At 42.6% G+C, this 21,603-nt stretch carries 20 protein-coding genes and 1 pseudogene; 12 read left to right on the top strand and 9 right to left on the bottom strand.

Annotation, left to right across the window (positions count from 1 at the left end):
* Positions 1 to 125 precede the first annotated feature (125 nt).
* Together NWP22_RS09260 and NWP22_RS09255 are read right to left on the bottom strand one after the other, a co-directional pair.
* Positions 126 to 680: a COP23 domain-containing protein gene (locus NWP22_RS09260; RefSeq protein WP_271732046.1), complete on the bottom strand. Its 555-nt coding sequence runs from the start codon at positions 678 to 680 to the stop codon at positions 126 to 128.
* A 112-nt stretch (positions 681 to 792) separates the two neighbouring features.
* Positions 793 to 1,014 carry a hypothetical protein gene (locus tag NWP22_RS09255; RefSeq protein ID WP_271732047.1) on the bottom strand — a complete coding sequence of 74 codons (222 nt, stop codon included), beginning with the start codon at positions 1,012 to 1,014 and terminating at the stop codon, positions 793 to 795.
* Positions 1,015 to 1,256: 242 nt separating this feature from the next.
* Between NWP22_RS09255 and NWP22_RS09250 the strand changes: the two genes are divergently transcribed.
* Both NWP22_RS09250 and mnmG read left to right on the top strand, forming a co-directional pair.
* Positions 1,257 to 1,550 (top strand): DUF4351 domain-containing protein, encoded by a 294-nt coding sequence (locus tag NWP22_RS09250; protein WP_280801773.1) that lies wholly within the window; start codon positions 1,257 to 1,259, stop codon positions 1,548 to 1,550.
* A gap of 237 nt (positions 1,551 to 1,787) precedes the next feature.
* Positions 1,788 to 3,710 (top strand): tRNA uridine-5-carboxymethylaminomethyl(34) synthesis enzyme MnmG, encoded by a 1,923-nt coding sequence (gene mnmG / locus NWP22_RS09245; protein ID WP_280801772.1) that lies wholly within the window; start codon positions 1,788 to 1,790, stop codon positions 3,708 to 3,710.
* Between the two features lie 183 nt (positions 3,711 to 3,893).
* Here mnmG and NWP22_RS09240 read toward each other — a convergent pair whose 3' ends face one another.
* Positions 3,894 to 4,667 (bottom strand): GUN4 domain-containing protein, encoded by a 774-nt coding sequence (locus NWP22_RS09240; RefSeq protein WP_280801771.1) that lies wholly within the window; start codon positions 4,665 to 4,667, stop codon positions 3,894 to 3,896.
* Positions 4,668 to 4,862: 195 nt separating this feature from the next.
* Between NWP22_RS09240 and pap the strand changes: the two genes are divergently transcribed.
* The 3 genes from pap to NWP22_RS09225 all read left to right on the top strand — a co-directional run bounded on the left by pap (position 4,863) and on the right by NWP22_RS09225 (position 8,044).
* Positions 4,863 to 6,374 (top strand): polyphosphate:AMP phosphotransferase, encoded by a 1,512-nt coding sequence (gene pap, locus NWP22_RS09235; protein WP_271732053.1) that lies wholly within the window; start codon positions 4,863 to 4,865, stop codon positions 6,372 to 6,374.
* 152 nt (positions 6,375 to 6,526) lie between these two features.
* Entirely contained in the window at positions 6,527 to 7,540 is a 1,014-nt protein-coding gene (locus NWP22_RS09230; RefSeq protein ID WP_280801770.1) for a methyltransferase, read from the top strand.
* Positions 7,541 to 7,816: 276 nt separating this feature from the next.
* The gene (locus NWP22_RS09225) at positions 7,817 to 8,044 is read left to right on the top strand and encodes a hypothetical protein (RefSeq protein WP_271732055.1); all 228 of its coding nucleotides are present in this window, start codon (positions 7,817 to 7,819) and stop codon (positions 8,042 to 8,044) included.
* 37 nt (positions 8,045 to 8,081) lie between these two features.
* Here NWP22_RS09225 and NWP22_RS09220 read toward each other — a convergent pair whose 3' ends face one another.
* A complete protein-coding gene (locus NWP22_RS09220) occupies positions 8,082 to 8,282 on the bottom strand; it encodes a hypothetical protein (RefSeq protein WP_271732056.1) in 201 nt (66 codons plus the stop codon).
* A 130-nt stretch (positions 8,283 to 8,412) separates the two neighbouring features.
* Here NWP22_RS09220 and NWP22_RS09215 point away from each other — a divergent pair, with 130 nt between their 5' ends.
* Positions 8,413 to 9,051, top strand: a complete 639-nt coding sequence (locus NWP22_RS09215) for a YqiA/YcfP family alpha/beta fold hydrolase (RefSeq protein WP_280801769.1) — start codon at positions 8,413 to 8,415, stop codon at positions 9,049 to 9,051.
* A gap of 44 nt (positions 9,052 to 9,095) precedes the next feature.
* Positions 9,096 to 10,241 carry a histidinol-phosphate transaminase gene (locus NWP22_RS09210; protein ID WP_271732067.1) on the top strand — a complete coding sequence of 382 codons (1,146 nt, stop codon included), beginning with the start codon at positions 9,096 to 9,098 and terminating at the stop codon, positions 10,239 to 10,241.
* On the opposite strand, the gene NWP22_RS09205 is transcribed toward NWP22_RS09210, so the two are convergent.
* From NWP22_RS09205 to NWP22_RS09195, 3 genes are all read right to left on the bottom strand, one after another.
* On the bottom strand, positions 10,233 to 10,784 hold the full coding sequence (locus NWP22_RS09205) for a hypothetical protein (RefSeq protein ID WP_271732068.1): 552 nt from the start codon (positions 10,782 to 10,784) through the stop codon (positions 10,233 to 10,235). The two genes, NWP22_RS09210 and NWP22_RS09205, sit on opposite strands and share 9 nt — an antisense overlap.
* A gap of 726 nt (positions 10,785 to 11,510) precedes the next feature.
* A complete protein-coding gene (locus NWP22_RS09200) occupies positions 11,511 to 12,122 on the bottom strand; it encodes a GNAT family N-acetyltransferase (protein ID WP_334310749.1) in 612 nt (203 codons plus the stop codon).
* Between the two features lie 238 nt (positions 12,123 to 12,360).
* Positions 12,361 to 12,555 carry a hypothetical protein gene (locus NWP22_RS09195; RefSeq protein ID WP_271732059.1) on the bottom strand — a complete coding sequence of 65 codons (195 nt, stop codon included), beginning with the start codon at positions 12,553 to 12,555 and terminating at the stop codon, positions 12,361 to 12,363.
* 943 nt (positions 12,556 to 13,498) lie between these two features.
* On the opposite strand from NWP22_RS09195, the gene NWP22_RS09190 reads away from it, so the two are divergent.
* Positions 13,499 to 16,024, top strand: a complete 2,526-nt coding sequence (locus tag NWP22_RS09190) for a PAS domain-containing hybrid sensor histidine kinase/response regulator (RefSeq protein ID WP_271732060.1) — start codon at positions 13,499 to 13,501, stop codon at positions 16,022 to 16,024.
* Positions 16,025 to 16,054: 30 nt separating this feature from the next.
* On the opposite strand, the gene NWP22_RS09185 is transcribed toward NWP22_RS09190, so the two are convergent.
* Positions 16,055 to 16,492 carry a hypothetical protein gene (locus NWP22_RS09185; protein WP_271732061.1) on the bottom strand — a complete coding sequence of 146 codons (438 nt, stop codon included), beginning with the start codon at positions 16,490 to 16,492 and terminating at the stop codon, positions 16,055 to 16,057.
* A 246-nt stretch (positions 16,493 to 16,738) separates the two neighbouring features.
* Between NWP22_RS09185 and NWP22_RS09180 the strand changes: the two genes are divergently transcribed.
* From NWP22_RS09180 to NWP22_RS09165, 4 genes are all read left to right on the top strand, one after another.
* A complete protein-coding gene (locus NWP22_RS09180; RefSeq protein WP_271732062.1) occupies positions 16,739 to 17,077 on the top strand; it encodes a hypothetical protein in 339 nt (112 codons plus the stop codon).
* Between the two features lie 61 nt (positions 17,078 to 17,138).
* Complete coding sequence (locus tag NWP22_RS09175) at positions 17,139 to 19,292, top strand: pentapeptide repeat-containing protein (RefSeq protein WP_271732063.1); 2,154 nt, start codon at positions 17,139 to 17,141, stop codon at positions 19,290 to 19,292.
* 303 nt (positions 19,293 to 19,595) lie between these two features.
* The gene (gene hemB, locus NWP22_RS09170) at positions 19,596 to 20,603 is read left to right on the top strand and encodes a porphobilinogen synthase (RefSeq protein WP_271732064.1); all 1,008 of its coding nucleotides are present in this window, start codon (positions 19,596 to 19,598) and stop codon (positions 20,601 to 20,603) included.
* 52 nt (positions 20,604 to 20,655) lie between these two features.
* The gene (locus NWP22_RS09165) at positions 20,656 to 21,411 is read left to right on the top strand and encodes a cobalt-precorrin-6A reductase (RefSeq protein ID WP_271732065.1); all 756 of its coding nucleotides are present in this window, start codon (positions 20,656 to 20,658) and stop codon (positions 21,409 to 21,411) included.
* A gap of 51 nt (positions 21,412 to 21,462) precedes the next feature.
* On the opposite strand, the pseudogene NWP22_RS09160 reads toward NWP22_RS09165, so the two are convergent.
* Positions 21,463 to 21,603, bottom strand: a pseudogene (locus NWP22_RS09160) (photosystem II q(b) protein); the annotation flags it as partial.

The raw sequence follows: 21,603 nt of genomic DNA, 5'->3' as shown, positions 1-21,603 counted from the left end.
AGATGGGAGTTTCTAACCTTCGTCTCCTCTAGATGCTTAATCCTGACTGCAAACTATAAATCCAGTCCCCTCCCCTTGTAAGGGGAGGGTTAGGGTGGGGTCAAACCTTTGGCGACATCTGTCACCTATTCGGTTACATCCGCTAGTGAAGCATTTTCTAAATAAAGACCGAAATTTAAGTACCTCTGGTTATTATCAGCGGTTTGCCACACCGGCGCAGTTTGACCTTTGGCAATTTGGGTGAGTTCGGCTAAAACTTTTTCAGGGTCGCTTCCGGGTTTGACTGTAAATAATTGATTCTCACTATCACAGGTTCCACCGAATTTAGGGGCGCAGATCACTCCTGACCCCCTAATTCTACCGTGGGTCATGTATGTTAACTGACCTTGATTGTAAAATTTTTGGAATTTTTGACTTATTTCTTCACAGCGTTTTCTGGGTGTCCACCCGGTGTTGGGGAAGGAGTCAGATTCCCAAGCAATGATTCTCCGGTGTTGTTTTGCTTCAGGTATAAACGCCACGGTGGCGGGAACTGTCCGCAGTCCGCCGCTGCGGCTAGCAATTGAGCGACAAACAAAGCTGATTTGATTGGGTATATTTTGACTCGAAGCAGGGGTAGTACTGAGGGTAAATGTCAGTGCTGTTAAGGCTACAGCGCTAGTTAGTTTTGGTAGATGCATGGTTTTAAGTTTAAATAGATGGGGAGATTACTTAACCGTCCAGGTGGAAATACATAAACCTGTGACGTATGTATATTTTACATTGTTCCCAAGGTTTTTGGTTAAATTACCACTAATTAAGAAAATATCTCTGGGTTTTGGCAGTAATATGATTGTTGTTGAGGGTTGACGGTTGACTGTTGACGGTTGACTGTTGACTGCAGATCGCCCTGTGTAGGTGTTCTGATTGGATTTGACCCCACGCCCAACCTGACCAAGGGATGGGGTATATGGAATAGCGAACTGCTTGCAGCAGCGCTTCGCTATCGCATCTTGTCAAGATAATTAAATACATAATCTTCTAGTCAGATTTATCTGACTTTAGCTTTGAGACGGGGGTTTCTAACCCCTGGCTCCCCGTGTAGCATCAAACTGGGTTTTTAACCCCAGAGCGATCTGCTTGCAGCAGCGCTTCGCTATCGCCTTTAACACCGCTGCGCAGCGATCGCCATTGACACAAAACAAATATACTTATATACAACTTTTGCTAGTTTTGTATTAGATATTCCCTTAGTTCAACAAATCATGAGGTGGGATATGACGGTATTAAGAGAATCACCATGGTATCAGGAAATACTCAAAGAGGGATTACAGCAGGGGGAAAAACAGGGATTACAACAGGGATTACAACAGGGACGACTGGAAGGACGACTGGAAGGGGAAACCCAATTGGTTCTACGTCAGTTACAGCGTCGCTTAGGAACCTTGGATGATACAGTAAAACAGCAAATTCAAATGCTACCAGTAGAGCAACTAGAGAGTTTAGCAGAAGAGTTACTAGACCTTAGAGATATGCAACAGTTACAAACTTGGTTAGAACAGCTTTCTTGACGGTTGACTCTAGCAGGGCGATCGCCCGGCGTAGGTGTTCTGATTGGGTTTCCACCCCCACCCTGACAAAGGGATGGGGTATATGGAATAGCGATCGCCTCATCTGTTGTTAAACGCAAAGGGGCGCAAAGGTGGGCGCAAAGGTACGCAGAGGTTTGTTTGTGATTTGTGTTTGAGGGTGTTGTGGTTGGGTTACAATCAGTTGTAGTAAGTCTTAATCTGCTAATCTGTGTAAGTATGACCATGCACAATTCCGTTGAATTCCAAGATGCTTTTGATGTTATTGTGGTGGGTGCAGGTCACTCCGGTTGTGAAGCGGCTCTTGCTGCTGCTCGTCTCGGCTGTCGGACTTTGCTACTAACACTCAATTTAGATAAAATAGCTTGGCAACCTTGTAACCCGGCGGTGGGTGGCCCGGCTAAGTCTCAGTTGACCCATGAGGTGGATGCTTTGGGGGGGGAAATTGGCAAGGTTGCAGACCGCACCTATTTACAAAAGCGCGTCCTCAATTCTTCACGGGGTCCGGCGGTGTGGGCTTTACGCGCTCAAAGTGATAAGCGGGAATATGCGGCGGTGATGAAGGGTGTTGTGGAAAACCAAGAAAATCTGACTATCCGGGAGGGGATGGTTACGGATTTGGTTTTGGGTGCTAATGATGAGGTGATTGGGGTTGAAACTTATTTTGGTGTGGGGTTTCAATGTCAAGCGGTGATTTTGACAACTGGGACGTTTTTGGGTGGTAAAATCTGGGTAGGTAATAGGTCTATGGCCGCTGGACGAGCTGGCGAGTTTGCGGCTGAGGGTTTGACCCAAACTCTCAACCGCTTGGGTTTTGAAACCGGTAGGCTGAAAACGGGTACGCCCGCACGGGTAGATAAGCGATCAGTGGACTATACTAAGATGACTATCCAACCAGGAGATGAGGAGGTACGCTGGTTTAGTTTTGACCCCCAGGTGTGGGTGGAACGGGAACAAGTTCCCTGTTACATCACCCGGACTAATGCAGATACTCATCGTTTAATTCGGGAAAATTTACATCTATCACCGGTTTATGGTGGTTGGGTGGAAGCTAAGGGACCTCGCTACTGTCCCAGTATTGAAGATAAAATAGTCCGCTTTGCTGATAAGGAAAGCCACCAAATCTTTATTGAACCGGAAGGTCGGGACATCCCAGAATTATATATTCAAGGGTTTTCTACGGGGTTACCGGAAAATCTGCAGTTGCAAATGTTACGCACTCTGCCGGGGTTGGAAAATTGTACTATGTTGCGTCCGGCTTATGCTGTGGAGTATGACTATTTACCCGCTACTCAGTGTTATCCTACACTGATGACTAAGAAAATTAATGGTTTATTCTGCGCGGGACAAATTAACGGTACTACTGGTTATGAAGAGGCCGCAGCTCAAGGAATTGTAGCGGGTATTAATGCAGCACGGTTGGTTCAGGGTAAACAGATGATTGTTTTCCCCCGTGAACATAGTTACCTTGGTACTTTGCTTGATGATTTGTGTACTAAAGATTTACGGGAACCTTACCGGATGCTCACTAGTCGCTCTGAGTATCGGTTATTGTTGCGGTCCGATAATGCTGACCAACGTTTAACACCTTTAGGAAGGGAAATCGGTTTAATTGACGATCGCCGTTGGGAGTTGTTCACCAGTAAACAAACGCAGATTAGTCAAGAAAAAGACCGTTTATATAATACCAGAATTAAGGAACATGACCCCATCGGTCAGGCGATCGCCTGTGCATCCCAACAAGCTATTAAAGGTTCTATCACCCTAGCTGATTTACTCCGTCGTCCAGGATTTCATTACATTGACCTGGAACGTTACGGACTGGGAAACCCCACCCTCAACCAAGGGGAAAAAGAAGGCGCAGAGATTGACATCAAGTATTCTGGTTATCTGGCTAGACAACAACATCAAATTGAACAGATTACCCGTCAGGCTAACCGTCAGCTACCCGCGGACTTAGATTATAACACAATTGATACCCTTTCTAAAGAAGCGCGGGAAAAACTCACCCGTGTCAAACCCTTAACCATCGGTCAAGCTGCACGGACTGGGGGCGTAAATCCCGCAGATATTAACGCTTTGTTAATATATTTGGAGTTACGTAAAACTAAAACTCAGTCAGAGTTGACCGCTTCGGCTTAATTGCAGGTGATTCTAGTGCGATCAGTAATTAAAGTAACTTATAAACCAGATAACTTGAGGGTAAATACTTGTAATAATACTAGGTGGGGTTGAGGAATGATAACCCCATCATGGCAGAGTTATAGGACTCTGTGATGGGTTTCAACGTCGTTTAATTCAACAGACTTTGATACAATGTTGGCTTTAAAGTTGACAACTACCAACGTGAGAAAAGAAATTCACCCCCCAAACCAGTTCTTTCTCCCCAAACCAACACTCGTAAACTGGAAGATGGCCTTCTACTGCTGTGAGGTCAAAAATAATATCAATGTAGTATAACCAACTTCCTCCTTTCCTCCATCCTATTTTTTCCCCGAAGGCTCTCCAAATATCATAATCCCATTGTTTCTTTCCTCCCAAACTTTGATAAATGCTTTGATAAATGCGTTTCTGTACAGAAAACCCAAAGCGTCCATGACTGTATTTCACCCATAATTGGTCTATCATACCCAAGTCTTCACAGGGAAAATTATCAATACTCTCATGGTTTAACCAACCTTCTTTTTCCCGTTTCGCCACCCCTAACATTAAGCGTCTAGTCTCATCATCTGCGTCTCTCCACCTTTTATGCAGAAGTAGGTCACGCAGATTCTTATAGTCCACCCCGATAGCTGACTTTAATGATCCATCTTCAAATATACTCAGGGCTTGTTTTACCTTGGCTTCTGTGCGAGACTGCAACAAGGAATAAGCAGCATTTTGTACTTGTGGCGACTGATCATTTAAAGCCTGAACTAATATATCTAAACCTGCTTCACTATAATTCAAAGCTTGTGCAAGTGCGGCAATTCTCACCAGGGGGTCAGGGTCACTATACCGGAATATCACCCCTTCAAGACCACCTAAAACTACTGCAAACTCAGGACTGGGACTGTGACCACCAAGGACAGCATCATATTCTCCGGGTTGATTGTTCATAGTGAATATTGGGACTTACATCTAGTCATAATTATGAATGTTCTTGGGGTAAAAAGAACAAGTGTGATTTTTATCTATGGTTGGGGAATTTTTTGATCTTTTCAGTCTCCGGCTGCGGGGAGGGTAAAATTTTATTTACAACTACTAATATCTACTGTATGCCATAATATCCTAATACATAGATAAACCAATGCTATGCTAGATACACTAGATTTAACAGTTTCCTTAGACAAAACCATCTACAAGTCAGAAATTGACAGGCTAATGTATCAACTGCGAGAACTGCAAAATGCCTGTTGGAATAAAAAGTTACCTGTAATTGTGGTATTGGAGGGTTGGGCTGCTTCTGGTAAGGGTAGACTAGTAAAGCAAATGGTTTCTTACATGGATCCACGGGGATTTCAGGTACATCCTATCTGGCCACCCACCCCAGAAGAACGTAAATATCCCTTCCTCTGGCGATTTTGGGAAAAAATACCCGCCCAAGGTAAAATTAGCTTTTTCTATCACAGTTGGTATACTCATGTTCTCGAAGAACGTCTGTTAGAGCGGGTCGGAATTAATCAAGTTCCCACAGTACCCACCCTGATGGCACAAATTAACGCCTTTGAGCGCCAAATGGTGGATGATGGGACTGCGATCGCTAAATTTTGGTTACATCTAAGCCGTAAAGAATTGAAAAGTCGTTTAAAAGAATATGCTAAAGATCAATTAACTGCTTGGCGAGTCCGCAAAGAAGACTGGAAGCAAGAAAAACACTATGACCGTTACACCAGCTATGCAGAAGAGATGCTAGTACAAACTAGTACAGGTTTTGCCCCTTGGACTTTAGTAGAAGCAGACTCCGAGCGCTGGGCGCAGGTGAAAGTACTTACCCAGCTAGCTGCAACCTTAACATCTGCATTGGATAGGCTAAAAATTCAGCTTCCCACCCCCACTTTACCACCACAAACCCAGTTAGAACCCACCGAGTTAGACTTACTCGCACAAGTCGATTTAAGCTTAAGTCTTCCCGAACCAGAATACCAAGAAAAATTACTCCAGGAGCAAGTAAAACTACGCAAGTTACAATTAAGCATCTATAAACATCAAATTCCTGTACTGGTAATATTTGAAGGTTGGGATGCAGCAGGTAAAGGCGGCGCAATTAAACGCCTCACAGATATTCTCGATCCGCGTAGTTACTTTGTTCATCCCTTCCCAGCGCCCACAGATGACGAGAAAGTTCATCATTACCTCTGGCGATTTTGGCGACGATTACCCACATCTGGGATAATTGGCATTTTTGACCGCTCTTGGTATGGTCGGGTATTAGTGGAGCGGGTAGAAGGTTTTGCTTCGGAAATCGAGTGGCGCAGAGCCTACCGCGAAATTAATGAGTTTGAGGCTCAGTTAACCACTGCTGGCTATGTTTTAGTTAAGTTATGGCTACACATTAGCCCAGAAGAACAACTTGAGCGCTTTACATCTCGTAAAAATGACCCTTTTAAGCAGTACAAACTTACCAATGAAGACTGGCGGAATCGGGAAAAGTGGAATGATTACTATGTAGCAGTAAATCAAGCCATTCACCGCACCAGCACCCCCAACGCTCCTTGGACAATTGTCGCTGCTAATGACAAATATTACGCCCGCGTCAAGGTAATTGAAACTGTAGTCCAAGCTATTGAGACAGAATTAAAGCGCCGTCACCACAGTAAAAGCTAACATCTAGCACCCTGATGATTTAGCCTATACCAGTATAAAAGCCATTACTACTTTTTACCTAAGATTTTATATTTTATATATGTTTGGTTAATCATCCATGATAGGATCCGGAAATCTACTTAAACAATTTAGATAAAACAATCAGTGAACCTGTGATACCTCAAATTTCTCCCCATACCCAATTATCACAAATGATTTCCGGTTATTGGGTATCTCAAGCTATCTACACCGCCGCTAAATTGGGGATTGCGGATCTCCTGAAACCAGGTTCTCAATCCTGTCAACAACTCGCGTCAAATACTGATAGCAACCCCGGCTCATTGTACCGCATGATGAGAGCTTTAGCCAGTATCGGTATTTTCCAGGAAACAGAACCTGAACAATTTATCCTCACTCCCTTAGCAGAATATTTATGTAGTGATCATCCTCAATCACTTAAAGCTACAGCTGTGATGTTCGGGGAAGCACCTCATTATCAACCTTGGGGAAATTTCCTCTATAGTGTTAAAACCGGGAAACCAGCATTTGATCATGCTTTTGGTATGGGAGTATTTGATTACTTTAAATCCCATCCCCAAGATGCAGAGATATTTGAGCAGTGCATGAACTCTTTCTCTTTTGTGGAAGAAAAAGCCATATTAGATGTATATGATTTTTCCCAATTTAAAACCCTAGTTGACATAGGGGGAGGATATGGGGAAATGTTGGGAACATTTTTACAAAAATACCCCCATCTACAAGGTATTTTGTTTGATGAAGAATATGTTATTTCCCATGCTGAACCTACTTTGGTAAAACATGGTATTCTTGAACGTTGTCAAATGCTCAGTGGCGATTTTTTTACATCGGTTCCACAGGGAGGAGACGCGTATCTTTTAAAACACATTCTTCATGACTGGGATGATGAACGAGCATTAACAATTCTCCAAAACTGTAGAAATGCTATGGATGAGCATAGTAAAATCTTGGTTTTAGAAATGATTGTTGAACCTGGTAATATTCCAGGAGCAGCCAAAATGTTAGATTTAAATATGTTGGTGATGTGTCCTGGAGGAAAAGAAAGAACCGAAAGTGAATTTCACCAATTATTTGCTCAAGCGGGTTTGAAATTAACTCAGGTTATCCGCACTGCTGAGGATATTTGTGTGATTGAAGGGTGTAAATAAAGATTTAGTATTTAGATGGTCGCAGATTATTATATTTACCTTGACTGTCGGCGGCTTGTAGAAATAGATACAAGACATACCACCGACAGTATTTTATGTTCGTAACCCTGTATAAAATAAAATTCTACCTAATTAGGTCTAAAAGGCAGCCAGCACTCTTGACAATCTCCGAATAATGTAATAATAAGGTGGCAGAACATAAAAAAATCTATTAGCCCACCCCTGGCACGATCTCAGTCAATTTCCTCACAACAATTCACGCAATTAAAATAAATTATGCCCCACAATACTGAAGAAAAAGCAGCAACTCCAGCCACTGGCTACAAAGCACGTCTCAATTCTTGGGCGATCGCTCGTTTAGCTCCTGATACACAAAGGGAAATTGTGGCTCGCTTCCGCAGTCGTTCCGATGCAGAAGGTTATATGCAGCACTTGACCCAGACAACACCTAATGCTGCGTTTATGGTGGTTTTTGATTGTCAACGGGAAGCAGCTGTAATTTAATATCGCTGTGGGAATGAAATACAACAATTCCCAGCACTTAGCGCGATTCGGTCCCTTGATTGGGACTACCAGCAACACTATCCTCTCCTGGTGCTTCAGGTTCAGCTGTGGGTTTAGCCTCACTTTTAGCCGCAGTTCCGGTTTTGCGAATATCTGCTTGAATAGGGGTTTGGTACCCACCAGAAGCACTGGGAGTGGTTTCTTGATGATCAGATTTTTGTTTTTGTTCTTCGGACATAATTACATCCTGCTCATTTAACATAAGCAGATTCTAGGCAATTCACAACTAGTAATTGCTCTATCTAAAATGTGATGATGATTGATTTATTCCTCTATCGGAGGGTTGACCTTTATATCAGTTAACCGTTGTGAATGACTACATCTACCTACACGGTTTTGCTTCTAGCCCCAAATCTGCTAAAGCCCAGGATATCAGCGATCGCTTTGCAGAAATTGACATCAAGCTGAAAATCCCCGATTTGAATGCTGGGGATTTTTCCCAATTAACTATCACCCGTCAGATTACCCAAGTTGCAGCCCAATTCCCTGATGATTCTACCCCGGTAACTTTAATTGGTTCTAGTTTGGGCGGTCTGACCAGTGCTCATCTAGCACAGCAATATTCACAAGTGCAACACCTGGTTTTGTTAGCACCAGCTTTTGGGTTTTTATCCCATTGGTTACCTCAACTGGGGAATCCAGAAGTACAGCGCTGGGAACAAGAACAATATCTGATGATTCACCACTATGGGGAAGGGCGATCGCTCCCCTTAAGTTATAATTTTGTCATAGATGCAGCCCGGTACAAAGAAACAATATTACAGCGCCCTGTACCAACCCTGATATTCCATGGTCAACAAGATGAGGTGATTCCCATCACGGCCAGTCGGGAATTTGCGCGATCGCGTCCTTGGGTAGAATTAATAGAACTAGACAGCGACCACGCCCTAGGTAATGTCATGGCAAAAATTTGGGCAGCAATCTACCAATTCTGCCAGTTCCCTTGAGGTGTAAAATATGAAGTCCTGACTAATTATTAATGACTAAAATTATGCTGAGTTTTATCCGGTCAGATTTAGCCCAATTCACCGCCTATAAACCTCACCCCAGCAGTGATACCGCCGCCGGAGTAGCCCCCCAGTTGGATCGGCTGGATACCAACGAAAGCCCCTATGATTTACCCCCCCAGTTAAAACAAAAGCTGGCTTTGACCTATGAGCAAGTAATTGAAACAAATCGTTATCCTGACGGTGGACATGAGAACCTCAAACAGGCGATCGCACAATACGTTAATGAATCTGCTTCCCTGTCCCCATCTATATTTACTGCTGCTAATATTTCTCTAGGTAACGGTTCCGACGAACTAATTCGCTCATTATTAATCGCCACCTGTCTGGGGGGCGAAGGCTCAATTTTAGTCGCTCATCCCACTTTCTCCATGTATGGAATTTTAGCCAAAACTTTAGGCATTCCCGTGGTGACAGTAGACAGAAACCCCGATAATTTTGAAATTGACTTAAAAGCTGCCCAATCTGCCCTAGAAGCAACTCAAACTCCCCCCATTCGCGTGGTTTTTGTGGTACATCCCAATTCTCCCACCGGTAACTGTTTGACTGGGGCAGAGTTGTCATGGTTAAGAAGTTTAGATGAGCAGATTCTGGTAGTCATTGATGAAGCTTATTTTGAATTTAGCCAAACTACCCTAGTTAGTGAATTACCACAACATCCTAACTGGGTAATTTTACGTACTTTTTCCAAAGCCTTTCGGTTAGCAGCCCTGCGTGTGGGTTATTGTGTGGGTCATCCACAGGCGATCGCTATCTTAGAAAAAGTCCGCTTACCCTATAATCTTCCTAGCTTCTCAATTGCTGGCGCATTAGCTGCAATGGAAAATAAACAACTTTTGCTAGAGTCAATTTCCCCAACTTTGCATGAACGAGACAAACTTATAGAAGTTTTATCTCAACATCCCAGATTACAAATAATCAAAAGTGCAGCTAACTTTATCTTCCTCCGTCTTCAAGGAAATAACCCTGAAAATCAAAACCTGACTTTAACAACTCTTCACCAAAAACTCAAAACTTCCGGTACCCTTGTCCGCGAAATTAACGGAGGACTGCGCATTACTATCGGCTCACCCGCAGAAAACACCCGTACCTTAGAGAGAATACAAGCTGCTTTGGCAATTCTACATTAAAGCCTCATCCAACTCGTTGCCGAAACGGCGTACTATTCCTACCGTTCTTGGCAACACCCCTACTAAAAGCGCAAAGACAATATCAGGCATTTCCGCCACAATTGATGGTGAAAAATATTGTTCAAATTGATCGATAATTTTCCGAACTCGCTGCTCTGGACGCGGGGTCTCTGTAATTTGCTTGATTAACCTAGTCCATTGTCGCCTAATTAAATAAGCCTTCTGACGCTCCTCATAAGATTCAGGAGTTACTAAGGACAAATTACCTACGAGTAATACCATTTCACAATCATGATCATAATTTCCCCCAACAGCCGCACCCGGGCCCGCAAATTCTGCATGATAGCCTTTAAACAGTATTAAACCATTACGCCTACGACTATTAACAACAAAAATCTTCTCACTGTGCAGCAGTGTCAGGATATCCGCTCCATATGACTCCTTAGCTCCATCTGTCATCACAGGATGGTCTAAGAGAATAGTATTAGGGTAGTAACTTGATACCATAGCAGCTTGATAGCGTCGGTGACTCTCGCTATCCATTTTTCTCGAACTTGCAGATAATTTGGTAGTATTATGCACTTCCACCCCTAACTTGGGTAAAATCAAATCAGATTTTTAATAGTTGAGGAAAAATTTTTCATCAAAAAAGTTTCCTGGTTCATGTAAGTAGAACTCAACGGGTAATTTGATTATTAGATAGTTAATGATATTCTATGAGATTTACTCGCATTTGTCGCGTCAACCAAGCTATTTTTATTAAAGTTTTGGTAAAGGTAAATTACTAAATACAAAGTTATTATAATCTTTGAAAATGTCTGTTAAGTCTGATTGTAAGACTTTTCCATCACAATCTATCTTTGATATTTACTAACCACCTATTTACCTATGCCATCAAATTTAGATGACATATAATTATGCCTTGTTGGCAGTTTTGACCCTTAAATGTAAATACTAATCAGACTAAAGTTGCTTACCTAAATTTTATGCAATTACCCAGAGATTAGTTGAGCAAATGAGTATTATTTTATTCTTGGCGAAATAGCTTCAATATTAACCATATCACCAATTCAGTATTAAATAAAAGCTAATACCAGAGATTACATTTCTCAATTTACTAGTATTATAGCCTTTTTCAGGCTAATGAAGTACACACCTATTCCCTATTCCCTATTCCGTTGTTCCCTCAAACTAAAAAAAAATGTACCTCACGAGCATGGTAAATGCTATATATACTACTCAATATGTAAATTGATTCGGATAGTTTAATCAACATTCAATCCTCAGATGTTTGTGTAAAAGTATTTGCCGGGAACGCCTGATGGGAAATCTATTCCAATTAGATTCTGATTTATGCAGCTTATATCCCAGTTTGAAATAAAGTTGCTGTGCTTGATGGTTATTTTCCAAGACATGGAGGTATAAGTCATCAAATCCCCACTCGTGAGCGAATTTTTCACACTTAATCAGAAGTCCTGAAGCAATACCATGTCTACGATATTTGGGGTGAACCGCTAAATTTGACAGATAAGGAAAACTTCTACCTGTCCTTACCCAAGAATCACTCAAACGCACACCCAATTCCACAGTCCCTACTAAGTGATGACAGGCGGTATTAGTAGTCTCAATAGCAACCAAACAAACATGATGGGGTGCAGGAGATGATAAGCGATGTTTGAGGTCTTCGTAAATACCCAAACGTACCAGGGGAAAAGCCCATCCCCAGAAACCATCATGTCCGTGAAAGCTTTCGGCAATGATGTGAGCAATACTAGTCAAATCATCAGCTGTGGCCACACGGATTTGGAACTGCCAGGAAGCTTGTTCCGCAGGAGATATGACCGGCTCTTGGTGGTAAGGATCAAAAAACCAGGATGTCAAGGCAAGTTTAGTATGGATTTAATTAAACGAAATATTCTCGAATATAGTGACATACTCCTACACTGACCTAGTGGACACTGTAGGCTTCTGGCTAAAATACTCGGCAAGCTGTGTTAGATTTCAATACTAACCTCAATAAGTGATTTAGCATTGAAATTGTAACTTAATATCGCTTATTTAAATAAAAAGCCATACAACATGATGTTGTACGGCTTGTGGTGTAGTGTGAGGAGCTTAACTAAGTACCATCATAAAGTAATGCCAAAGTGGCAGAACACTCGTAACAATTTTGGTAACGGGATTTTTTGATCATGGGACTGAGCCAGGTCTCAAACAAAATTATATTTTTTGTTTTGTAGTCAGGGTTTCTGGTGAAGATGCATAAACTACCTAACTTGTTGAGTGCGATCGCATTATGCAGCAAAACCGGCATTTTTTAGCGCTCTGCTTGCAGCAGCCCTTGGCTATAGCCAAGGAAAAAATGAATAAAGTCTAGCTTTAAAAGATAAAATGGTAATGCAGATATGCATCTGGGCGATGTTTGCCGATTATAGCAACAAGCAGGGCGTTTAGGAGATAACAAACTGCCAAAATCATTTGAATTTTGCTATACCTGCCATTACTTATTTGTGAGCTTGCCAAGTGTAGAAGTTAGGTGATAAAAGTACAGCAAATCTTCTCAAGGAGGTAGTGCTTTGGGTAGAGGGAATGGGGACAATAAGAAATTAGGATTTGGTAATTACATAGCATGGGTAATTAAAAAAAACATAAAAGTATCAATTAAACGTTTGGCAATCAATTTTTAATTACACAATTAAGGTAAAAATTCTCTCCACACAGACATTACGGCAATTATCCTGATAGAAAATAATAGTAGTAATCAATACATTTTTTATGATTACCATACCTTAAATCTTTAACTTGGGTGGTGTCACCCCTCCATGGTCACACCATCAATTGGTGTAATCTCTTGAGTATAATCTCTTTTAGGAAAAGATCATCTATGGCGAATTCAAGAATACAATAGACTTGAGAACTACAAAAAAATTGTTCAACATCCCAAGTTGTATATCATTTAGGCTATAGCAAGTACAGACTTTTTTTATCCAAGCATTTCCCTATTCAATTATCTGATTTATAGCCGGTTCAACTCCATAACCTCTACTGACAAACAAGTTTCCCAATATTTCCTTGGTTGGTGATAGTGGTTGCGAATCCCAATCAGAAGAGACTTGTGAATATTGCCCCAGCAGTAAATTAGTCATCCCCTGTTTTGAGGTGAACAGAGGCAATTAGTAAGACCTATAAACGAAATGGTGATCTTTGTGGAAGTCTCACTGCCAAAGATACAGAAAGTAAATCAGCTACCAGAAGTAATGCCCAGCCAAACTGACAATCACTTAAAAAAATGGTCGGACTTACAAACAGCTGAAGTCATGGAAGGGAATAAAGAAGTTCGGCAAACCCTAGAACAACTCCAAGTAGTTGTACAAGGGCTGCGTCAACAAAATCAAGAAATGGCAATTGCTCTTGAAATCACCGAATTAGAACGTCAACGTTATCAAGATTTATTTGACTTCGCTCCCCACCCATATTTAGTCACCGATGTCACAGGTGTGATTCAAGAAGCTAACCATGCAGCCGCCACCTTGCTGTCTGTGGAACAAAATTATTTAATGGGCAAACCATTAGTTTTGTTTATTGCTGAACAAGAACCAGAGAAACTGATCACAGAACTACAGACCTTGCAACAGCGAAAAGACTGGGAAATTTGCCTTCAGCCACAGGGTGGTCTATCTTTTCCGGCTACTGTTAGATATAGTGCAATGTATGACGGACAGGGTAATCCTGTCGGTTGGCGCTGGTTGCTTTTTGACATTAGCGATCGCAAACAAGCAGAAGCGGCATTATATGAGGAAAGCAAAGACTTAGAACATCTGGTAGTGGAACGCACTAACCAACTTCTCGTATTTAACCAGCTTTTACAACAGGAAATTACTCAACGTCAACGCGCCGAAGAGTCATTGCGGCAAAGCGAGAAACTGTATCGCCAGCTGGTGGAAACTCAAACCGACCTGATTATCCGTATAGATTTACAGGGAAGGGTCAGCTTTGCTAACAAAGTAGCTTACCAAGCATTGGGTAAGCAGTTGCAGGAATTACTTGGTCAATCGGTATGTGAGTTTTTCCATCCCGACGACTTCCCTCAAATCAGAGAAAATATCAGCAGTTTGATATCTTCACCCCATGGCTCAATCACCAGTGAGTGTCGTCTGTTGACAGTGAATGGTATGCACTGGCTGCAATGGAATATTGTCGCCATTCGCAATGAAGGGGGAGAGGTCTTGGAATTGCAGGGGGTTGGCAGAGATATTACAGGGCGCAAACAAGCCGAAGAGAAAATTAGGGAGCAGGCAGCCTTACTTGATATTGCCACGGATGCAATTTTAGTCATAGATTTGCACCGTAAAGTATTATTCTGGAATCAAGGTGCAGAACATATATATGGTTGGGACGCACAAGAGGTTTTAGGTAAAGACCTCCAGGATCGGTTTAACAACAAAAATTCCCTGGCACTGGAAACATCACTCACGGCTGTGATTGCATCTGGTTCATGGCAGGGGGAAATGACTAAATCGACGAAATCAGGGCAACAAATTGTCGTAGCTAGCCGCTGGACGCTGATGTATGATGCAGCAGGACAACCGAAATCTATTCTTTGTGTTGACACTGACATCACAGAAAAGAAACAACTCGAAGAGCAGTTTTTCCGCGCTCAACGTTTGGAAAGCCTTGGTACTTTAGCCAGTGGAATTGCTCACGACCTGAATAACATTTTAACGCCAATTTTGGCAGCATCACAACTGCTACAGGTCAGATGCTCTCAAGACAAGGAGCATTACCAACAGCTACTACCTATTATTGAAAGCAACAGCAAACGCGGTGCTGCCTTAGTCAAACAAGTCTTGTCATTTGCGCGAGGATTTAAGGGAGAGCGCACGATAGTTCAACTCAAGCATCTGATTTCGGAAATTAGCTACATAGCCAAACAAACATTTCCCAAATCTATTGAATTTGCCGTCACCATACCAGAAGATCTGTGGGCTGTCTGCGGAGACGCCACTCAACTCCATCAGGTGCTAATGAATCTCGTGGTTAATGCCCGTGATGCTATGCCAGCAGGTGGTACCCTCACCATCTCTACAAAAAATATGTTTATTGATCAAGCCTATGCCCAAATGAATCTTGATGCCAAAGTAGGCAATTATGTGGTAGTTACGGTTGCCGATACGGGAATGGGGATAGCACCGGAAATTTTAGAGAGAATTTTTGATCCATTTTTCACCACCAAAGATATCGGCAAAGGTACAGGTTTGGGGCTTTCAACAGTCCTGGGAATTATCAAAAACCACCGTGGGTTTATCAATGTATGTAGCAAGGTTGCTCAAGGCAGTGAATTTCATCTGTTTTTGCCGGCGGTGGAAGTAGCCCAATCTCTTGATCTAAATAATTTAGATATATTTCCCGGTCAGGGAGAACTAATTTTATTTGTGGATGATGAGGCACAAATTCGGGAGATTGCTAAAATTGTTCTGGAGAAATACAATTATAGAACTCTCACCGCTAGTAATGGCATTGAGGCGATCGCACTTTATGCTCAGTACACACAGGACATCAGCGCCGTTTTAATGGATATCATGATGCCAGAAATGGATGGAAATACGGCCATCCGCACTTTGCGAAAAATTAACCCACGGGTAAAAATTATTGCTTGTAGCGGACTTGACACCACAGTCCCCTTGGCACATCCAGCTCATACTGATGTGGATTTAGTTGTTTCTAAGCCCTACACAGCCAAAGATTTATTAAATAGCCTCCACCATCTACTCCATAAAAGCTAGCTGAAAATCAACTTTTGTGGCTGATATCAACTACTTGTTCGACTTTTTATCTTGAGAAATTGAGATTGTATATTTATACTGATTTTGGGATATGTCACCTACGTATAGGGAGTATTCTCCTGCCTGCCAATAACCAGTAATTTCTGGCTTAGTTTCTGAGTAATTATCTGGCATCACACAAAAACGGCCGCCAGGTCCGTCAATCAGTATTGTTGGCTGTCCAGGACTGTCAACGGTTACCCGTAAGTAAGGAAGTGGTTCTGTTAACTGGAGAATTTGATTGGGCTTTTGAGCAATGTTGCCGCAATTAGTGCTAATTACTCCCCCAGAAATGCCATTTAAAATCAGCGGTACTGACCCGATATTGGTTTGAATTTGCAACCGTGGTACTTCACCCCGAGCCTGAGTCAAGGACAAACTCGTGACCAAAGCTACCAAAACAACTATCAATAGCCTCAAATTATTCATAATGATTAATCCTCCCGACTATTTCTGATTTGACATATTGATCATCTCACCGCTAAAACTGCACTGGTAGCGAGAGTTTCTTACCACATGAGGGTTTGCTGGGTTTTAAGTCATCAGGTAGCAACAATCAACACCTACCCTAAGTGACGCTGTGAGTCCGTCTATGTTCCTGTTTGATTTGATCATTTCCAGGATTTGCTAAGTTTGATGTGAAACTAGTGACTAGATTGCAGCTGAGAACTCCAGATGAATCACCAACCTGAAGAAGACTTGCAGCGTCGCCTCGAAAATCTAGAGGCACAAATCAATTCTACATCTGTAGATATTGGACAGCGAGCAAAAAATACAGAAACATTCCCGCCAGCATTTGTTAACTGGAAATCTCGTTTAGCAAAATTACAGCTTTGGTTTAAGAATTTGAACGGGATAACCAAGGTAATAGTTGGGGGTCTGGCGGTGCTATTGGGATTGGCAATACTACAAGCATTGCTCAGACTAGTTGCATCAGTGATCAGTGTGGCACTATTGGGTTTCTTGGTGTATCTTGGATACAAATTTTTTGTATCTGGTAACTCCCAAAAATAGCAATAGTCTCATTCAACTGCCCCGATCCATATTTTCAACATAAATTCAAAGGAATTACGCAATGGTGACCCCAATTGTGAGGAAAAATACTAGTCAATCTAAAGAGTCAAACCAATTTGAAAAACCCCATTTCTTGCCATTCACAGCCAGGCGTTTGGCTGCATGGGCTACGGAAATCACTCTGGTACTTACGAGTGGACTAGTTCCCTTTGGGCTGGGTGTCTATGCCAATTCTAGAAATGACTTTAACCGAGTACCACTCCACCCAGTATTGGTAGTCACTCAAAGAGCGATCGCTCGACCTTTGGCTCTACCTGTGAGCTATGGTATTCCCAATGTCGCCGCCCCCAGTAATTTTTTGTGGATCATAGCCTTATTATCTCCTATAACCCTTTCATGGTGGCAATTATATTTACTGGGAAAAACAGGTAGTACTATTCCCAAGCGCAAATTTGGTGTGCGTGTTGTCAACGAGGTAGGTAAACCGGTGGGTTTAGCAACAGCTGTGGCGCGCGAAGGAGTTGGTCGGTGGACCATACCTGTTTCTATTGCCTATATTCTGTGGCGTTACAGTTTTGCCTTTCCCAATTTAGGACTGTTCACATTTTTGGCTGTCTTGATGGTGCTCGGTGAAGGGATGGCTTTACCATCACGTCGAGGTCGTCGGGCATTTCATGACTGGTTAGCAGGGACATATACAATAGATACTACAGATACTACTCATCCTTTGCACTCTTGGGAGCAAGGGGAGCAACCCCAGGTAGCCCAATCAGAACAGGAACTAGCTCCTGTATCCATGTCAACCCTCACTGGGGAAACTACAAATATCGCTACCCTCTGGCGAAGGATGCGACAAAACCCCAACCTGATTTTATTTGGCGCAGCCCTGGGCAGTATGATAGCGGTGCTAGGAATTTTAGTCTCTACCCAAGTTTATCTCCAAAGCCAACAAAATTGGCGCGAGACTCAGCAAATCAATAGCGAAAAGTTCCTGGCAATTGTACAAAAATTGGGTCCTGATTCTGGTGCGACCACGGAAGATCGCCAAAGTCTAATTCTAGCAATGGGTAGCCTTAATAACCACCAGGCGAGGCAATTTCTCACAGATATGCTGGTTGAAGAAACCAACCCCATCCTCCTAAATAAAATTCAAGAAGCTTTAGTCAGTGTTGGACTCCAGGCTATCCCGGAATTAAAAAACAAAAATCAGTTTTTAGCAGCTGAATTAAAGTCTATGGGTAGCATATCCCCAGGGTGGGAATTGCGACAACAGCAGTTACATATTAACCAGGAGACAATCAACAAAATTCTCAGGGTCAATAGCGCTAAAACCGCAAATGTTGATCTCAGCAAGGCCGAATTGGGTTCAAGGGGTGCTAGGGAAAGTTCATTTTTCCAGTTAGTCTTAGATCAGGTTGATTTGTCGGGAATCAATTGGAAGTCTGCAAATCTGAACCAAGCCAGTTTTAAAGGTAGTATCTTTAGGGGACGGGGTGAGGATGGACACTGGGACACTTACGACGATGCGATCGCGAATTTAAGCCTGGCTCAAATGAAACAAGCTAATTTCACCGATGCTAATCTCAGTCGGGTGATTATGAATCGGAGTGATTTAAGCGGTGCTATTCTCAACAAGGCTAATTTATCTCATGCACGTTTAATAGGTGCTGATCTTAGTAGCACCCAGCTAGTAGGAGCGAATTTGCAGGGTGCATTACTAGAGAAAGCCAGCTTAACTGGTGCTGACATCGGTGATGCCAAATTTCACGGAGCTAATTTATATGGAGCTCGTTTAAGTCGGGTGATTGCCATGGGTACTAATTTATCCCATGCTAACCTAACTAATACTGATTGGCGAGGAGCAGATTTATCGGGAGCCTATTTAGATAACGCTAATCTCAGTAATGCTAACCTCAGCGCCACTCGCCTTACTGGTGCGGTATTACGCAAAGCTAGGTTAGAAAATGCTAACTTGCAAAATGCTGACCTGAGTTTTGTGGATTTACGGGGAGCAAATGTCACCGGTGCTGATTTTCTAGGAACAGTTCTGGCTCCGGTCAAACAAAATCCCACAGATACATTTGTCCAAACGCCAGATTTAGGCTCAATTTCTGCTGTGGTCAAAGGTGTTGATTTCTCTCAAGCCAAAAATTTAGATCGTGACCAAATAGCTTACATTTGTGGCCAAGGCGGTTTCCATTCCAGTTGTCCGTAGGATTTCGGTAACCATACCCGCCTCTACAATTAAACTCTTGGCGGTATCTCCGCCGGATGTGGCTGTTTCCACAAGGGCTAACTTTGGGGATACACACTTCCCGGCAATAGTATCACTTTACTGTAAGGTTAATATGCCGCTCAACTGAGGCGACATCGATTGTCACAGGTTGATTACCCCCACCTGGTATAATTAATGTAACACTAAATGAATCAGGGGTAAACACCTCATAGGGCTTTAATCCCTAGACCCTGTCTCCAGGGTTTTCAGTCTGTCTTCTTGATTATTATCTATTTGCTGATTATGCCATCAATCAATTCTTCTCATCCCACGGATTTACTTCGTTACCGTCCTCGTCGTCTGCGCCGGACTGAATCTTTACGACGAATGGTCAGGGAAACTACTCTGAGTGTTAATGACTTAATCTACCCCATGTTTGTCACCGAGGGAGAAGGGCAAAAAGTAGAAATTGCTTCTATGCCTGATTGTTATCGCTATTCCTTAGATTTATTGTTAAAAGAAGTACAGCAAGTTTATGATTTGGGAATCAATGCCATCGCTCTGTTTCCCGTAATTCCCGAAGAAAAAAAAGATAATCTTGGTACTGAAAGCTATAATTCAAATGGACTAGTACAGAGAACTGTCAAAGCTATCAAACAAGCAGTTCCAGACATTATTATCATGACTGATGTGGCCTTAGACCCCTTCACTAGTCATGGCCATGATGGTTTAATTGATGAAGAGGGTAACATCTTGAATGACCCCACTGTGGAAGTCTTGGTAAAAATGGCAGTTTCCCAAGCAGCAGCCGGGGCCAGTTTTGTCGCACCTTCCGATATGATGGATGGTAGAGTCGGCGCGATTCGTCAGGCTTTAGATGCAGCAGGTTACATTGATGTGGGCATTTTGGCATACTCAGCTAAGTATGCTTCTGCCTATTATGGACCTTTCCGGGATGCTTTAGATTCTGCACCGAAATTTGGTGATAAAAAAACTTATCAAATGGACCCAGCTAACACCAGGGAAGCTTTGAAGGAAATAGAATTAGACATCGCCGAGGGAGCAGATATGGTCATGGTGAAACCAGCCCTAGCTTATCTGGATATCATCCATCAAGTCCGCAACGCCACACATCTACCTGTAGCAGCATATAACGTCAGTGGTGAATACGCCATGATTAAAGCGGCGGCGCGTATGGGTTGGATTGATGAGAAAAAAATCATTTTGGAAACTTTAACCAGCATGAAACGAGCCGGTGCTGATTTAATCTTGACTTATTTTGCCAAAGAAGTAGCCTTAATGTTGTCTTAACTACCTCCTACAACTTCTTGGTGTCTCTGTGTCTTTGTGGTTCGTTTAAATAATGAGAGTTTTGATTCTTGGTGGAACCGGAGAAGCAGCACAATTGGCGGCGAAAGTTGCCAATATCCAGGGAATTGAGGCTATCACATCTCTAGCTGGTCGCACCCGTCAACCCTCATTACCATTGGGGGATTTGCGCATTGGGGGTTTTGGTGGTGTGACTGGACTAGTTAATTATCTGCATCAGATGAAAATTGATGTATTGATTGATGCTACTCATCCCTTTGCGACTCAAATTGCCTCAAATGCCTCTGAAGCAGCCATTGCAGTCAATATACCCCGTTTAAAGTTAATCCGCCCACCTTGGCAACAAGTTAATGGCGATCGCTGGATTGAAGTTGATAGTATAAAAGCTGCGGCTACAGTAGTAGAAAATCAATCAAAACGGGTTTTTTTAAGCATTGGGAGGCAAGAAATCGGAGCTTTTGCCCATTTGCAGCTTTGGTTTCTCATGCGGATGATTGACCCTCCAGAAGCCAATGCTTTAGTACCTCCGGGAAAACTGTTGTGCGATCGCGGACCTTTTCACCTGCATAATGAAAGAGAAATGCTAATTCACCATCAAATTGATACCATTGTCAGTAAAAATAGTGGTGGTGAGGCCACTTATGCCAAACTTGTCGCAGCAAGGGAGTTAAACCTCCCTGTGATAATGGTCAAGCGTCCCCCTCCACCCCCAGGGGAGCAAGTTACAGATATAGAGCAAGCTTTGTTGTGGCTATATTCTTTATTGGGAAAACGCCCACATTCCCAATAAAAAACGCCCCTCATTTCTGAGAGGCGTTTATGATTCAGCTAAACTTTATGATTAGCCGTTGATTGCAGGAGCAGTCAAAGCAACAGGAGCAACTTCACCAGCAGCCAAGTCTAAGGGGAAGTTGTGAGCGTTACGCTCGTGCATTACTTCCATACCCAGGTTAGCGCGGTTGATCACATCAGCCCAGGTAGC

The sequence above is a fragment of the Anabaenopsis tanganyikae CS-531 genome, assembly GCF_029891675.1.
In the GTDB taxonomy this organism is placed as follows: domain Bacteria; phylum Cyanobacteriota; class Cyanobacteriia; order Cyanobacteriales; family Nostocaceae; genus Anabaenopsis; species Anabaenopsis arnoldii.
Note: the sequence above shows the minus strand (reverse complement) of the source record. Positions and strands in the feature narration are given on the sequence as shown.

Excerpts from the sequence above, each read along its gene's own strand:
- NWP22_RS09185 (WP_271732061.1), bottom strand. The coding sequence starts at position 16,492 with ATGAATAATTTGAGGCTATTGATAGTTGTTTTGGTAGCTTTGGTCACG.
- NWP22_RS09225 (WP_271732055.1), top strand. The coding sequence starts at position 7,817 with ATGCCCCACAATACTGAAGAAAAAGCAGCAACTCCAGCCACTGGCTAC.
- NWP22_RS09210 (WP_271732067.1), top strand. The coding sequence starts at position 9,096 with ATGCTGAGTTTTATCCGGTCAGATTTAGCCCAATTCACCGCCTATAAA.
- NWP22_RS09165 (WP_271732065.1), top strand. The coding sequence starts at position 20,656 with ATGAGAGTTTTGATTCTTGGTGGAACCGGAGAAGCAGCACAATTGGCG.
- mnmG (WP_280801772.1), top strand. The coding sequence starts at position 1,788 with ATGACCATGCACAATTCCGTTGAATTCCAAGATGCTTTTGATGTTATT.
- NWP22_RS09195 (WP_271732059.1), bottom strand. The coding sequence starts at position 12,555 with ATGCCGGTTTTGCTGCATAATGCGATCGCACTCAACAAGTTAGGTAGT.
- NWP22_RS09220 (WP_271732056.1), bottom strand. The coding sequence starts at position 8,282 with ATGTCCGAAGAACAAAAACAAAAATCTGATCATCAAGAAACCACTCCC.
- pap (WP_271732053.1), top strand. The coding sequence starts at position 4,863 with ATGCTAGATACACTAGATTTAACAGTTTCCTTAGACAAAACCATCTAC.
- NWP22_RS09255 (WP_271732047.1), bottom strand. The coding sequence starts at position 1,014 with ATGTATTTAATTATCTTGACAAGATGCGATAGCGAAGCGCTGCTGCAA.
- NWP22_RS09250 (WP_280801773.1), top strand. The coding sequence starts at position 1,257 with ATGACGGTATTAAGAGAATCACCATGGTATCAGGAAATACTCAAAGAG.
- NWP22_RS09205 (WP_271732068.1), bottom strand. The coding sequence starts at position 10,784 with ATGGATAGCGAGAGTCACCGACGCTATCAAGCTGCTATGGTATCAAGT.
- hemB (WP_271732064.1), top strand. The coding sequence starts at position 19,596 with ATGCCATCAATCAATTCTTCTCATCCCACGGATTTACTTCGTTACCGT.
- NWP22_RS09175 (WP_271732063.1), top strand. The coding sequence starts at position 17,139 with ATGGTGACCCCAATTGTGAGGAAAAATACTAGTCAATCTAAAGAGTCA.
- NWP22_RS09190 (WP_271732060.1), top strand. The coding sequence starts at position 13,499 with ATGCCCAGCCAAACTGACAATCACTTAAAAAAATGGTCGGACTTACAA.
- NWP22_RS09240 (WP_280801771.1), bottom strand. The coding sequence starts at position 4,667 with ATGAACAATCAACCCGGAGAATATGATGCTGTCCTTGGTGGTCACAGT.
- NWP22_RS09260 (WP_271732046.1), bottom strand. The coding sequence starts at position 680 with ATGCATCTACCAAAACTAACTAGCGCTGTAGCCTTAACAGCACTGACA.
- NWP22_RS09180 (WP_271732062.1), top strand. The coding sequence starts at position 16,739 with ATGAATCACCAACCTGAAGAAGACTTGCAGCGTCGCCTCGAAAATCTA.